13 protein-coding genes are annotated in these 13,491 nt (G+C 64.4%); 5 read left to right on the plus strand and 8 right to left on the minus strand.

Annotation, left to right across the window (positions count from 1 at the left end; translation table 11 throughout):
• The 8 genes from ACFQPB_RS04545 to ACFQPB_RS04580 form a co-directional block, all read right to left on the minus strand.
• Positions 1–991 (minus strand): Tar ligand binding domain-containing protein (locus ACFQPB_RS04545; RefSeq protein WP_382220136.1); only part of this gene is annotated, 991 nt, incomplete at its 3' end.
• Between the two features lie 36 nt (positions 992–1,027).
• A complete protein-coding gene (locus tag ACFQPB_RS04550; RefSeq protein WP_382220138.1) occupies positions 1,028–1,525 on the minus strand; it encodes a chemotaxis protein CheW in 498 nt (165 codons plus the stop codon).
• 144 nt (positions 1,526–1,669) lie between these two features.
• On the minus strand, positions 1,670–2,197 hold the full coding sequence (locus ACFQPB_RS04555) for a response regulator (protein ID WP_382220140.1): 528 nt from the start codon (positions 2,195–2,197) through the stop codon (positions 1,670–1,672).
• The gene (locus tag ACFQPB_RS04560) at positions 2,101–4,431 is read right to left on the minus strand and encodes an MASE3 domain-containing protein (RefSeq protein ID WP_382220142.1); all 2,331 of its coding nucleotides are present in this window, start codon (positions 4,429–4,431) and stop codon (positions 2,101–2,103) included. Before ACFQPB_RS04560 ends, ACFQPB_RS04555 begins: the two co-directional genes overlap by 97 nt.
• 31 nt (positions 4,432–4,462) lie before the next feature.
• On the minus strand, positions 4,463–5,032 hold the full coding sequence (locus ACFQPB_RS04565; protein WP_382220144.1) for a response regulator: 570 nt from the start codon (positions 5,030–5,032) through the stop codon (positions 4,463–4,465).
• Positions 5,033–5,099: 67 nt separating this feature from the next.
• Positions 5,100–5,759: an electron transport complex subunit RsxB gene (gene rsxB, locus ACFQPB_RS04570; RefSeq protein ID WP_382220146.1), complete on the minus strand. Its 660-nt coding sequence runs from the start codon at positions 5,757–5,759 to the stop codon at positions 5,100–5,102.
• Entirely contained in the window at positions 5,756–7,141 is a 1,386-nt protein-coding gene (locus ACFQPB_RS04575) for a polyhydroxyalkanoate depolymerase (protein WP_382220148.1), read from the minus strand. The genes rsxB and ACFQPB_RS04575 overlap by 4 nt, the downstream gene beginning before the upstream one ends.
• A 164-nt stretch (positions 7,142–7,305) precedes the next feature.
• A complete protein-coding gene (locus ACFQPB_RS04580) occupies positions 7,306–8,502 on the minus strand; it encodes an amino acid aminotransferase (protein WP_382220150.1) in 1,197 nt (398 codons plus the stop codon).
• A 97-nt stretch (positions 8,503–8,599) separates the two neighbouring features.
• Here ACFQPB_RS04580 and uvrB point away from each other — a divergent pair, with 97 nt between their 5' ends.
• The 5 genes from uvrB (at position 8,600) to iscA (ending at position 13,473) form a co-directional block, all read left to right on the plus strand.
• The gene (uvrB, locus tag ACFQPB_RS04585; protein ID WP_382220152.1) at positions 8,600–10,702 is read left to right on the plus strand and encodes an excinuclease ABC subunit UvrB; all 2,103 of its coding nucleotides are present in this window, start codon (positions 8,600–8,602) and stop codon (positions 10,700–10,702) included.
• A gap of 219 nt (positions 10,703–10,921) precedes the next feature.
• A complete protein-coding gene (gene iscR / locus ACFQPB_RS04590; protein WP_382204140.1) occupies positions 10,922–11,455 on the plus strand; it encodes a Fe-S cluster assembly transcriptional regulator IscR in 534 nt (177 codons plus the stop codon).
• Positions 11,456–11,525: 70 nt separating this feature from the next.
• A complete protein-coding gene (locus tag ACFQPB_RS04595) occupies positions 11,526–12,743 on the plus strand; it encodes an IscS subfamily cysteine desulfurase (RefSeq protein WP_382220154.1) in 1,218 nt (405 codons plus the stop codon).
• Between the two features lie 12 nt (positions 12,744–12,755).
• The gene (iscU, locus tag ACFQPB_RS04600) at positions 12,756–13,142 is read left to right on the plus strand and encodes a Fe-S cluster assembly scaffold IscU (protein WP_382204144.1); all 387 of its coding nucleotides are present in this window, start codon (positions 12,756–12,758) and stop codon (positions 13,140–13,142) included.
• A 7-nt stretch (positions 13,143–13,149) separates the two neighbouring features.
• Positions 13,150–13,473: an iron-sulfur cluster assembly protein IscA gene (iscA, locus tag ACFQPB_RS04605; RefSeq protein WP_382204146.1), complete on the plus strand. Its 324-nt coding sequence runs from the start codon at positions 13,150–13,152 to the stop codon at positions 13,471–13,473.
• The last annotated feature ends 18 nt before the right edge of the window (positions 13,474–13,491 follow it).

The following is a 13,491-nucleotide window of genomic DNA, read 5'->3' on the forward strand; positions in this document are numbered from 1 at the left end:
CGGTGGAGGCGCTTTGGGCCAGCTGGTTGGCCTGGCGGGCGTTGTCGGCGTTCTGGCGCACGGTGGAGCTGAGTTCCTCCATCGACGCGGCGGTTTCCTCCAGCGCGCTGGCCTGGCTTTCGGTGCGGCTCGACAAATCCTGGTTGCCTTCGGCGATTTCGCTGCTGGCCACCGACACCGAGTCGGAGCCCTGGCGCACGCGGGTCACGATCTGGCTCAGGTTTTGCTGCATGGCGGCCAGGGATTGCAGCACCACGGCCACCTCGTCCTTGCCGCTGGTGTCCACGTGGCGGGTGAGGTCGCCTTCGGCCACGGCCTTGGAGAGTTCGGACGCCTGCGACAGCGAGCGCGAAATGCCACGGATCAGCATCAGGCCAAAGGCGATGGCAAAGGCGATGCCGAGCACGATGGCGGCGATGGCCACCAGGCGGCTTTGTTCGTAGCGCGCGATGGAAGCCTCGTATTCTTTTTTGCCTTCGTCGAATTGCAGATCGACCAGGGCAACGATGTTTTTGCGCACCCCTTCGTAGAGGGCATCGGCCTTTTCGGTGTTGAGGCGCTTGGCCTCGTCGATGTTGCCGCCGCGCAAGGCCTCCTGGATCGGGCGAAAGGCTTCGTTGGTGAACCGGTCGCGCGCCGCCTCGAACTGTTTGGCCAGCGTGGCCTCTTCGGGCGTGAGTTTTGTGGCCATGTAGGCGGCCCACAGGTCGTTGATTTCCTTGGTGTTGGCGGCCATGGCCGTCAGCTCCTTGTTGAGCACCTCGGGCCTGGGGTCCAGCATGGCCGAGGCGGCCTCCAACCGGTTGCGCAGCACCAGCCGCTGCACATCGGCCAATTGGCCCACCGGCACCATGCGGTCCTGGTAGACGGTGTTGAAGGAGGCGTTGCTGGCGTTCATGCCCCACAGGCCGATGCCGCCGATGGCGATCAGCAGCGCCGACAGCAGGCCAATCAGCACGATCAGGCGCGTGGAGATTTTGAGGTTGTTCATGGTGGGCCGTTCGTGGGTGAAAAAAGGGGGCGTGGTTCAGTGGGCGGCGGCGGTGGCCTCGATCAAGCCGAGCTCGTCGCTGGACATGAGCTGCTCGATGTCCACCAGGATCAGCATGCGCTGCTGCTCGCCCTGGGTCTGGGTGGCGATGCCAGTGACGTAGGCGGTGTCGATGCCGCTGGCCAGTTGTGGCGGCGGCTTGATTTCGTCGGCCGGCAGGGCGATCACGTCGGACACCGAATCCACCACGATGCCAATCACCCGTTGGCCGATGTTGAGCACGATGGTGGCGGTGATTTCGTTGTAGCTGGTGTCCTGGCCGAACTTGATGCGCAGGTCCACGATGGGCACGATGACACCGCGCAGGTTGACGACCCCCTTCATGAAGGCGGGTGAGTTGGCGATGCGTGTGGGTTCGCTGTAGCCCCGGATTTCCTGCACCGTGAGGATGGGGATGCCGTATTCCTCGCGTCCCAGGCGGAAGCTGAGGTATTCGCCGGCCGTTGCATGGGAGGCAGATGGGCTGAGGTTCATGCGGGCTCCGTGTCAGCGGGATGTGTGCAAATGCAAACTGCGTAACCGGCAGCTTAACAAAGCGAAAGAATCGGGTCAATCGATTTGATCGAATTTATTTGCCACCGGTCAGCCGATCGGTCGCCCTTCGGTGGCTTGCCCGGTTCAAGGTGGGGTGGGCCAGGCGTCGGCCAGTGCCCGGAGCAGGGCGCGGTTGTCCAGCGGTTTGCGAAACACCTGACGTATGCCCCGCGCGGCCAGATCGGCGGCGTCCAGCCCTTCACCGTGGCCGGTGCACAAAAAGATGGGCAGGGCCGGCAGCCGACGGTGCACCTGCCCGGCCAGTGCCAAGCCGTCCATGCCGGGCATGGTCAGATCGGTCAGCAGGGCCGCCACGCCATGGCCTTGGCCGGGCAAGGCCTCCAGCAGCCGTTGTGGCGTGTCGAACACCGCCACCCGGTAGCCTTCGCCGACCAGCAGTTCGTGCAGGTAACGCCCGACCGCAGGCTGGTCGTCCAACACCCAGACCAGTTGGCCGGCACCGCCGGCCCGAACGGGTGGCACCGGCGCCGCCGCACAGGGCGGCAGGGCCGCGGTCACCAGCGGGAAGTACAGCCGGAAACACGTGCCACCGCCTTCATGCGATTGCACCGACACGTAGGCGCCCGCGCGGCGCAGAATGCCTTGCACCATGGCCAGACCCAGGCCTGTGCCCTTGCCCACGCCCTTGGTGGTGAGAACAGGCGCGGCAGGTCGGCGGGCGGGATGCCACTGCCGGTGTCGCGCACATCCAGCGCCAGGAAGGGGCCGGCAAAGCTTTCGTGGCTGGCCGCGCACAACATCGGCTCGGTCACGGCCACCTGGTGCAGGTGGATGTCGATGTGACCGCTTGGCCCAATGGCGTCGCGGGCGTTGAGGATCAGGTTGACCAGCACCTGGTGGAGTTCGCCCGGGTGGATGCGCACAGCCGAGGTGTCGTCCACGCGGGTGCCGATCACCACGCCGGGCGGAATGGACGGCTTGAGCATGGCCAGCACCTCGTCCAACACCTGGGAGGGGGCGATCATGGCCGCGTCGGCCGTGGCCTGGGTGCGGGTGAACAGCAGCAGCTTGGCGATCAGGTCGCGGCCCCGTTCGCTGGCCGCCACCACCTCGCCCAGGTAGCGCGCGAGTTTGCTCTGCTTGTCGGGGACCAGGCGGTCCAGGGCCAGGGTGGCGTACCCCAGCACGGCGGTGAGGATGTTGTTGAAGTCGTGTGCGATGCCACCGGTGAGCTGCCCCAGCGCCTGCATCTTTTGCGCCTGCTGAAGCTGGCGCTCGAGTTCGCGCTGGTCCGCGTGGGCCTGGTCGCGCTCCGAGGTGTCGCGCACGAAGGCGTAGAAATGCCCGTTGTGGGGGTCGCGGGTGATGGACACCTCCACGGGGTAGTCGTGGCCTCGCTTGTGGCGGTGGCGCGTGGCGAAGATGTCGTGGCCGTGGGCCATCACGCGCTCGCTGCGGGCGCGAAAACCGCTGGGTTCGGTCGAGGCGTCCAGCTCGCGTATGGGTTTGCCCACCAACTCGGCCGTGCTGTAGCCCGACATGTTGGCCAGCGCCTGGTTGGCTTCCAGCAGCCGGCCGTTGGCGTCGAGGACACAAAAGCCGTCGAGTGCGGTTTCCAGCACACGCTGGTAGCGCGACTGCGCCTGCAGGCTGTCGGTCACGTCTTCCGACACGGAGACGTAGCCCTGGGCTTCGCCGTTTGGGCCACTCAGCGGTGTGACCACCCGTCGCACCTGGCGGTGCCGCCCTGCGCCGTCGATCACCGGCACCACACCGCTCCAGGCCTTGCCCTGGTCGAGCGACTGGCGCATGGCCTGGGCCACCGTCGCATCGGTGATGGCCGGCAGCTCGAACAGGTTGAGGGGGTCCTGGTTGGGGAGGCTGCCCGGGGGCAGCAGCTCGCGCGAGGCGCGGTTGCGCCAGACCACGTGGCCCTGGGCGTCGAACACGCCCACCGGCGTGACCGTGCTGTCCAGCGCCAGGGCCTGGGCACGCAGCGTGTCGTTGGCGTTCTGCAAGGCCTGGGTCTGATCGGCCAACGCCTGGTAGGGGCGGCGCACCGTGACCACCATCAAACCCCAGTAAATGACGAGGTAGGCCAGCACCTTGAACAGGTGGCCGAGCATGTTCTGCAGGTCGTTGCTCAGCGCGTAGCGGGTGAGAAAAATTTCGCCGTACAGCAGCAACATGGTGGCGGCAAACAGCAGCACCTGCGACAGGCTGCGCGTCTGGCCCGAGCGGCGCCAGAGGCGCCAGGCGGCCAGCGCCAGCACGGCGGTGATGGCCCGTTCAACGCCCACTTTGAACGGTGTCAGCCCGCTGCCGGGCACAAAGGTGTCGGGCAAGGCGTGTTCGTGGAAGATGACGCCCCAGCTGATCAACAGCACCAGCACACAGGCGCCGAACAGCAGCACGTGGCGGCTGCTTTTTCGCATCGGGGACAGGCCGGGCCACAGGCTGTAGGCCAGCAGGCTGAGAGCCACCCAGGCCCGCGCCACCAGCCAGAACGCAATGCTCTTTTCCGACGACGATGGTGTGATGAAAACCGGCATGTCGCGGAAGGACAGGGCATGAAAGATGTCCAGCCAGCCCGAAGCCGCCAGCGCCAGCGCCAGCAGCACCAGTGAGCCCGACACCTCGCGCGCGGGCGTGTGCCAGACGGTGGCAAACACCAGGAAAGCCACCAGCACCGAGGCCAGTTCCATCAGCGTGTGCAGCGGCAGGTAGTGCACGCGCTGGATGTGCCAGTCGCCCAAGGGCTGGGCCATGGCCCACAGGGTGAGCAGGCCCAGTGCCAGCACCAGCAGGCCCACCTGGCAACGCAGACCGCAGCGCAGGCCGCAGCGCTGGCGTCGGTGGGCGGGCGGTGTGGGCGCGGAGGTCACGCGGTGGGCCGGAGCGCGTGCCGGGGGCGGTTCAGGCGTCCAGCCCCAGTTGCTGCAGCAGCCGGGGCATGTCCACCGGTTTGGTGAGGCAACATTCGGCACCGGCGTCCAGCAGGGCGCGTTCGGTGTCGGGGCTGAGGTGGCCGGTCAGGCCGATGACGCGCAGGTCGGCGTTGCCGGGCATCTGCTTGATCTGCCGGCACACCTCCGTGCCTTTGAGGCCGGGCATCATGACGTCGAGCAAAACCACATCGGGCACAAAGCTGTGCACCTTGAGGCCGGCTTCAAAGCCGTCGAACGCGGTTTCCACGCGGGTGTTGAAGCGCTCGTCCTCCAGCCACTCCTTGAGAAAACCGACCACGGCCGGGTCGTCGTCCGCGATCAAAATGCGCATCGGCCCCTTGTTGCCAGCGGGGTTCCACTGGCGCGCAAAACGCTCCACTTCTTCTCGGCGAAAGCGGCGGTGCCCGCCCGGTGTGACCTCGGCCTGCAGCAGCCCTTTCTGGGCCCAACCCCGTACGGTGATGGGCGACACCATCATCCACGCCGCGACCTCGTTGGGGGTCAGGTAGGGCTTGGCGGGCAACTCGGTCGGTTTCACGCGGGATCCAAAGTGAGGGTGCGGAAATCGATTGTATCGATCAAACCGAGAAAGTGCGATGCCGGACTCAATCCCCCTGGCGCGCGCGGGCTTTGGCCAGTGCGGCCGCAATGAAGGCCTTTTTTTTGTCCAGCACCTCGGGGTCGGTGATCTTGGAATGGCCGGCCAGATCGGCCAACTTCGCCTGCGCCTCTTCGGTCTTGCGGGCCTGGTGTTCGGTCGTTTCGCGGGCCACCCGGGTCTGCCGTGCCGTGTACCGCTGGCGGCCCATGGCCGCCTGTTCGGGTGACCAGGCGGTCCAGCCGGTGGCGCGTTCGTCCACCACCCGCAGGCCAATGCAGTCGACCGGGCAGACGGGAATGCACAGCTCGCAGCCCGTGCACCAGGCTTCCACCACGGTGTGCATGCGTTTGTTGGCGCCCACGATGGCGTCGGTCGGGCAGGCCTTGATGCACAAGGTACACCCGATGCACCAGTCTTCGTCGATCAGGGCCAGGCGCAGCGGACCCTCGGTGCCATGGGTGGTGTTCAGGGGCTTGGGCGGGCGGCCGGTGAGTGCTGCCAGCCGCTCAACCCCTTGCGCCCCGCCCGGTGGGCACTGGTTGATGTCGGCTTCGCCCCGGGCCATGGCCTGGGCGTAGGCCGCGCAATCGGGGTAGCCGCAGCGCGTGCACTGGGTCTGCGGCAGCGCGTCGTTGAGCCGCGCCGCCAGTGCCTCGGTGCTCACTTGGCCGTGGCGGGCTTTTTGCGCGCCGCGGCCGGCGTTTTGCGGACGGGCGCCTTGGCCACAACAGCCTGTGACACCACAGCGGGCATGGCGGCGGCAGGCTGCGGCGCGGCCGCTTTGGGTTGGTGCGCCAGGATGAAAGCTTTCACCACCGGGTAGACCATCTCGCGCCAGCGGCGGCCGCTGAAAATGCCGTAGTGGCCCGCGCCCTTGGCTTCCAGGTGCATCTGGTGCTCTTTGGTGATGCCGGTGCACAGGTCGTGGGCGGCGGCGGTCTGGCCCGAGCCGGAGATGTCGTCCAACTCGCCTTCCACCGTCAGCAGGCCGGTTTGTGTGATGTCTTGCGGGCGCACGCGCTCTTGCTTGCCCTGTGGGTTCTTCACGTCCCAGGTGCCGTTGACGAGCTTGAACTCCTGGAACACGGTTTCGATGGTTTCCAGGTAGTAGTCGGCGTCCATGTCGAGCACGGCGTTGTACTCGTCGTAGAACTTGCGGTGGGCCTCGGCGCTTTCGTTGTCGCCCTTGATCAGGTCCTTGAAGTAGTCGTAGTGGCTGGACGCATGGCGGTCCGGGTTCATGGCCACAAAACCGGTGTGCTGCAGGAAGCCCGGGTAGACGCGGCGGCCGGCGCCGGGGAAGTTGCTCGGCACGCGGTAGATCACGTTGTGCTCGAACCAGGCGTGGCTGCGTTGGGTGGCCAGGTTGTTCACCGCCGTGGGCGACTTGCTGGCGTCGATGGGCCCGCCCATCATGGTCATGGACAGGGGGGTGGTCTCGCCGCGCGAGGCCATCAGCGACACAGCCGCCAGCACCGGCACCGTGGGTTGGCACACGCTCATCACATGGCAGTTGCCATAGGTCTTTTGGAGGTGCCGGATGAACTCCTGCACGTAGTTGACGTAGTCGTCGAGGTGGAACTCACCTTCGGACAGCGGCACGAGGCGGGCGTTCTTCCAGTCGGTGATGTAGACCTTGTGGTCCTTGAGCATGGTCTTGACCGTGTCGCGCAGCAGCGTGGCATAGTGGCCCGACAGGGGCGCCACGATCAGCACGACGGGTTGACCCTTGAGCTTGTCCAGCGTGGGCAGGTCGTCGGAGAAGCGCTTGAAGCGGCGCAGTTCGCAGAAGGGCTTGTCGATTTCCACCCGTTCGTGGATGGCCACGTCCACACCGTCCACGTCCACCGTGCGCAGGCCGAACTCGGGTTTTTCGTAGTCCTTGCCCAAGCGGTGCATGAGGTCGAACCCGGCCGAGATGCGTTGTGCCATGGGCATTTGGCCCAGCGGCGACAACGGGTTGCTGTAAAGCTTGGAGGCCGTTTGGGCCAGGTCCGAAAACGGCTCCATCAGGGAGCGGTGGGTTTCGTACATCTGGTAGAGCATGAGGGGTCTCCGTGTGAAATGCTGCAGCGCAACAATATAGCAGGCTCAACTGATGTCTGCTTTGCAAAAAACGTCAGGTGTCGATTTTTGACATTCTGGCGCCCACCAACAACAACGCCACCCGGAGGTGGCGTTGTCATGTGTCGCTTGCGTGACTCAGTCGCTCAGACCACCTGGGCAATCGCCTTGCACACGTAGTCGATGTTTTTGCTGTTCAAGGCGGCCACACACATGCGGCCGGTGTCGGTGCCGTAGACACCGAACTCGTTGCGCAGGCGCACCATCTGGTCTTTGCTCAGGCCCGAATAGCTGAACATGCCAATCTGGCTGGTGATGAAGGACATGTCCTGCTTCACGCCAGCGGCCTTCAGGCCGTCCACCAGTGTCTGGCGCATGGCCTTGATGCGGACGCGCATTTCGCCCAGTTCTTTTTCCCACAAGGCGCGCAGCTCGGGGTTGTTCAGCACCGCCGCCACCACGGCACCACCGTGGGTGGGTGGGTTGCTGTAGTTGGTGCGGATCACGATCTTGAGCTGGCTCAGCACGCGGTCGGCCTCGGCCTTGTCGGCACACAACACCGACAGACCACCCACACGTTCGCCGTAGAGACTGAAGCTCTTGGAGAAGGAGGTGGAAACGAAGAAGTTCAGGCCGGCGGCCACGAACTTGCCGATCACGGCGCCATCTTCGGCGATGCCGTGGCCGAAGCCCTGGTAGGCCATGTCGAGGAAAGGCGTCAGGCCCTTCGCCTTGACGGCGGCGATCACCTGGTCCCATTGGGCGGCGGTGATGTCGTAGCCGGTGGGGTTGTGGCAGCAGGCGTGCAGCACCACGATGGTGCCGGGTGCGGCTGCGTTCAGGCTGGCCAGCATGCCGTCGAAATTGACACCGCGCTTTTCAGCGTCGTAATAAGCGTAGGTGCCCACTTCGAATCCCGCGTTGGTGAACAGGGCGCGGTGGTTTTCCCAGCTCGGGTCGGAAATCAGCACCTGGGCGGTGGGGCTGACTTTTTTCAGGAAGTCGGCGCCGATCTTCAGGCCGCCGGTGCCGCCAATGGCTTGCACGGTGGCCACACGGCCACTTTTCACGGGTTCGTTGTCGGCGCCAAACACCAGGCCTTTGACGGCAGCGTCGTAGGCGGCGATACCGTCGATGGGCAAGTAGCCGCGCGCGGTGGGTTTGTCCATCATGGTTTTTTCAGCAGCCTGCACACATTGCAGCAGCGGCAGCTTGCCGTTGTCGTCGAAATACACGCCCACGCCCAGGTTGACCTTGTTGGGGTTGGTGTCGGCAGCAAATTGCTCGTTCAGACCCAGGATGGGGTCGCGGGGGGCCATTTCGACGGCAGAAAACAAAGACATGACGTGTCCTGATAAGGGGGTGGCGGTGGGGCGGCGGGGGCAACCCGAAAGCCGAAACTGCGTTAGTCTGTCGGGTTAACCCGGAATTTTAGCGCCCATGACCCAGCCCTCCGTGCCCACCGCCGCCGACGCCGGACCCGCGCCGGCGGGTGAATTCATCCGTTTCCCCGGCTCGCCCTTCGAGCTGTTCATGCCCTATCCGCCGGCCGGCGACCAGCCCGAGGCCATCCGCCAGCTGGTGGAAGGGGTGAACGACGGTGAGGTGTTCCAGACCCTGTTGGGGGTGACCGGTTCGGGCAAAACCTTCACCATGGCCAACGTGATCGCGCGCCTGGGCCGCCCGGCCATCGTGTTCGCGCCCAACAAGACGCTGGCCGCGCAGCTCTACAGCGAGTTCCGCGAGTTCTTTCCCAAGAACGCGGTCGAGTACTTCGTCAGCTACTACGACTACTACCAGCCCGAGGCCTACGTGCCCCAACGCGACCTGTTCATCGAGAAGGACAGTGCCATCAACGAGCACATCGAGCAGATGCGCTTGAGTTGCACCAAAAGCCTGCTGGAGCGGCGCGACGTGGTGATTGTGGCCACCGTGTCGGCCATCTACGGCATTGGCAAGCCCGAGAGTTACCACCAGATGGTGATGACGCTGCGGGTGGGCGACAAAGTGGGCCAGCGCGACCTGATCGCGCAGTTGGTGCGCATGCAGTACGCGCGCAACGAGCAGGACTTTTCGCGCGGCAAATTCCGCGTGCGTGGCGACACCATCGACGTGTTCCCTGCAGAGCATTCCGAGCTGGCCATCCGCATCGAGCTGTTCGACGACGAGGTGGAAACGCTGCAGCTGTTCGACCCGCTGACCGGGCGCGTGAAGCAGAAGATCCCGCGCTTCACCGTCTACCCCAGCAGCCACTATGTGACGCCGCGCGAGCAGGTGCTGATGGCGGTGGAGTCCATCAAAGCCGAGCTGGCTCAGCGCCTCAAGGAGTTGGTCGGCATGGGCAAGCTGGTGGAGGCGCAGCGCCTGGAGCAGCGAACCCGCTTCGACCTGGAGATGCTCAGCGAGGTGGGTCATTGCAAGGGCATTGAAAACTACAGCCGCCACCTCAGCGGCGCCGCCCCAGGCGAGCCACCCAGCACGCTGACCGATTACCTGCCCACGGACGCGCTGATGTTCCTGGACGAAAGCCACGTGCTGATTGGCCAGTTTGGCGGCATGTACAACGGCGACCGCGCGCGCAAAACCACGCTGGTGGAATACGGTTTCCGATTGCCCAGCGCGCTGGACAACCGCCCGCTCAAGTTCGATGAGTTCGAGACCAAGATGCGCCAGGTGGTGTTCGTGTCGGCCACGCCAGCCGACTACGAAAAGACCCACGCGGGGCAGGTGGTGGAGCAACTGGTGCGGCCCACCGGGCTGGTGGACCCGCTGGTGGAAGTGCGCCCGGCTGTGCACCAGGTGGACGACGTGTTGCAGGAAATCCGCAGCCGGGTGGAAAAAAGCGAGCGCGTTCTGATCACCACACTGACCAAACGCATGGCCGAGCAACTGACCGACTACCTGACCGAAAACGGCGTCAAAGTGCGCTACCTGCACTCCGACGTGGACACGGTGGAGCGAGTGGAAATCCTCCGCGACCTGCGCCTGGGCACCTTCGATGTGCTGGTGGGCATCAACCTGCTGCGCGAAGGGCTGGACATTCCCGAGGTATCGCTGGTCGCCATTCTGGACGCCGACAAAGAGGGCTTTTTGCGTTCCGAACGCAGCCTGATCCAGACCATTGGTCGGGCGGCGCGCAACCTCAACGGCCACGCCATCCTCTACGCCGACCGCATCACCGAATCCATGCGAAAGGCCATTGGCGAAACCGAACGCCGACGCGCCAAACAAGTGGCCTTCAACGCCGCCAACGGCATCACGCCGCGCGGGGTGGTCAAGCGGATCAAGGACTTGATCGATGGTGTTTACAGCGAAAAGGCGGGGCAGGAGGCCGAACGTCTGGAGCAGGCCGCTGCGCAACAGGCCCGCGTGGAGGACATGTCGGAGAAGGACATCGCACGCGAAATCAAGCGCCTGGAGAAGCTCATGATGGAACACGCGCGCAGCCTCGAATTCGAAAAGGCGGCGCGGGTGCGGGACGAGTTGGCGGAACTCAAGCGCCTGGCGTTCGGCGCCGCGACGCATGACAATGTGACGTCGTAGTGCGATACGTGACCATTTAGTCGCAATGCCGAGTAAAACAGTTGGTCTTGTGCTATAATCGACCAAAACAGTCAGGCAAAAAGCCTGGCGTGTTGGCGGTCAACGCTCGCCGCACAGCAGCAAACAGGTGAACAACCGGGGCGGATGGAGAACAGGGCCTTGACGTGCGGCGGCGCACGCAGGGATTCAACGAACTCAAGCCAAACACAGGAGCTTGATATGCGCCTCACGACCAAAGGCCGCTTTGCGGTCACCGCCATGATCGATCTGGCCTTGCGCCAGAGCAACGGGCCAGTCACGCTCGCGGCCATCAGCCAGCGCCAGCATATTTCGCTGTCCTATCTGGAGCAGCTGTTCGGCAAGCTGCGTCGCCACGAGTTGGTGGAGTCCACCCGTGGCCCTGGCGGTGGTTACACCCTCGGACGCAAAGCGGCCGACATCACCGTGGCCGACATCATCGTGTCGGTGGATGAGCCCATCGACGCCACCCAGTGTGGTGGCAAGGAAAACTGCCACGGCGAAGGCAACCGCTGCATGACCCACGAGTTGTGGGCCGCGCTCAACGCCAAGATGGTCGATTTTCTCGACTCCATCAGCCTGCAAAAGCTGGTGGACGAGCAGCTCGCCAAAGGTGTGGTGGTGGAAAATGCGCCTTCCGTCAAGCGCGCCATTTCCAGCGCGCCCGTGGTCAAACCCATCCGCGTGAACGCGCCCAACTCGGTGTTCGCGCTTGGCGCGGCCATGTCCAAGTGATTTGTTGTTGTGTGGTGGTGCCCCCCGTGGGGCGCTGCCGCATGCTTCTTTTGCCTCTACCTCCCCAACCATGAGCACGCCGCACTTTCCCATCTACATGGACTACAGCGCCACCAACCCCTGCGACCCGCGGGTGGTGGACGCCATGATCCCCTGGCTGCGCGAGCACTTCGGCAACCCGGCCTCGCGCAGCCATGCGTGGGGCTGGGAGGCCGAAAAGGCCGTCGAAACCGCGCGTGAGCAGGTGGCAGCACTCATCAACGCGGACCCGCGCGAAATCGTCTGGACCAGTGGCGCCACCGAATCCAACAACCTGGCCCTCAAGGGGGCGGCGCATTTCTACAAGACGCGTGGCAAGCACCTGATCACCGTCAAGACCGAACACAAGGCCGTGCTCGACACCATGCGCGAGCTGGAGCGCCAAGGGTTTGAAGTCAGTTACCTCGATGTGCAAGCCGATGGCCTGCTGGACCTGGACGTGTTCAAGGCCGCCATCCGGCCCGACACCATCCTGGCGTCCGTCATGTTCGTGAACAACGAGATCGGCGTCATCCAGGACATCGCCGCCATTGGCAAGATCTGCCGCGAGAAAAACGTGATCTTCCATGTGGACGCCGCCCAGGCGACCGGCCGCGTGGACATTGACTTGCAAAACTTGCCGGTCGATCTGATGAGCCTGACCTCGCACAAAACCTACGGTCCCAAAGGCATTGGCGCGCTGTACGTGCGCCGCAAGCCGCGCATTCGCATCGAGGCGCAGATGCACGGTGGTGGTCACGAGCGTGGCATGCGTTCCGGCACCTTGCCCACGCACCAGATCGTGGGCATGGGCGAGGCCTACCGCATTGCCAAGGAAGAGATGCATGCCGAGAACGCGCGCATCCGCGCCTTGCACGACCGCATGGTCGCGGGCCTCAAGGACGTGGAAGAGGTGTTCATCAACGGCCACGAAACACAGCGTGTGCCACACAACCTGAACATGAGCTTCAACTACGTCGAGGGCGAGTCGCTCATCATGGGCATCAAAGGTTTGGCGGTGTCGTCGGGTTCGGCCTGCACGTCGGCCAGCCTGGAGCCCAGCTATGTGCTGCGTGCGCTGGGCCGCAGCGACGAACTGGCGCACAGCAGCCTGCGCATGACCATCGGCCGCTGGACGACCGAGGAAGAAATCGATTATGCGATCCAAACCATCAAGGAGAACGTGGCCAAGCTGCGCGAGTTGTCGCCGCTGTGGGAAATGTTCAAGGATGGTATCGACCTGTCCACGATCCAATGGGCAGCTCACTGAAGGAGAAACACCATGGCTTACTCTGAAAAAGTGGTTGACCACTACGAAAACCCCCGCAACGTCGGCTCCTTTGAAAAGGGTGATGACACCGTGGGCACCGGCATGGTGGGCGCACCCGCCTGCGGCGACGTGATGAAGCTGCAGATCAAGGTGAACCCGCAAACCGGTGTCATCGAGGACGCGCGCTTCAAGACCTACGGCTGCGGCTCGGCCATCGCGTCGAGCTCGCTGGTGACCGAGTGGGTCAAGGGCAAGACGCTGGACGAAGCTGCTGCGCTCAAGAACAGCGAAATCGCCGAAGAACTGGCGCTGCCGCCGGTCAAGATCCACTGCTCCATCCTGGCCGAAGACGCCATCAAGGCGGCCGTGGACGATTACCGCAAAAAACACGCTCACTGAAGGCGCCATGTCGGTCACCATCACTGAGGCCGCTGCGCGGCACGTCACCAAATACATCAACCGCCGGGGCAAAGGTGTGGGTGTGCGTCTGGGCGTCAAGACCACCGGTTGCTCAGGTCTGGCCTACAAGCTCGAATACGCCGACGAGATTGCCCCCGAGGACGTGGTGTTCGAGGGCAACGGTGTCAAGGTGCTGGTGGACCCCAAAAGCCTGGCCTACATCGACGGCACCGAACTCGACTTTGTGCGCGAAGGGCTGAACGAAGGCTTCAAGTTCCACAACCCCAACGAGCGTGACAAGTGCGGTTGTGGTGAGTCCTTCCGTGTCTGAGCCACAGGCGGCGTTGGC

This window comes from Hydrogenophaga atypica, assembly GCF_042665215.1.
Lineage (GTDB): Bacteria > Pseudomonadota > Gammaproteobacteria > Burkholderiales > Burkholderiaceae_C > Hydrogenophaga > Hydrogenophaga defluvii_A.

What these genes read in the sequence shown, in the direction of transcription:
- iscR (WP_382204140.1), top strand. Translation starts at nt 10,922, where the DNA reads ATGCGCCTCACGACCAAAGGCCGCTTTGCGGTCACCGCCATGATCGAT.
- ACFQPB_RS04595 (WP_382220154.1), top strand. Translation starts at nt 11,526, where the DNA reads ATGAGCACGCCGCACTTTCCCATCTACATGGACTACAGCGCCACCAAC.
- iscU (WP_382204144.1), top strand. Translation starts at nt 12,756, where the DNA reads ATGGCTTACTCTGAAAAAGTGGTTGACCACTACGAAAACCCCCGCAAC.
- ACFQPB_RS04550 (WP_382220138.1), bottom strand. Translation starts at nt 1,525, where the DNA reads ATGAACCTCAGCCCATCTGCCTCCCATGCAACGGCCGGCGAATACCTC.
- ACFQPB_RS04580 (WP_382220150.1), bottom strand. Translation starts at nt 8,502, where the DNA reads ATGTCTTTGTTTTCTGCCGTCGAAATGGCCCCCCGCGACCCCATCCTG.
- ACFQPB_RS04575 (WP_382220148.1), bottom strand. Translation starts at nt 7,141, where the DNA reads ATGCTCTACCAGATGTACGAAACCCACCGCTCCCTGATGGAGCCGTTT.
- uvrB (WP_382220152.1), top strand. Translation starts at nt 8,600, where the DNA reads ATGACCCAGCCCTCCGTGCCCACCGCCGCCGACGCCGGACCCGCGCCG.
- ACFQPB_RS04555 (WP_382220140.1), bottom strand. Translation starts at nt 2,197, where the DNA reads ATGGTGCAAGGCATTCTGCGCCGCGCGGGCGCCTACGTGTCGGTGCAA.
- iscA (WP_382204146.1), top strand. Translation starts at nt 13,150, where the DNA reads ATGTCGGTCACCATCACTGAGGCCGCTGCGCGGCACGTCACCAAATAC.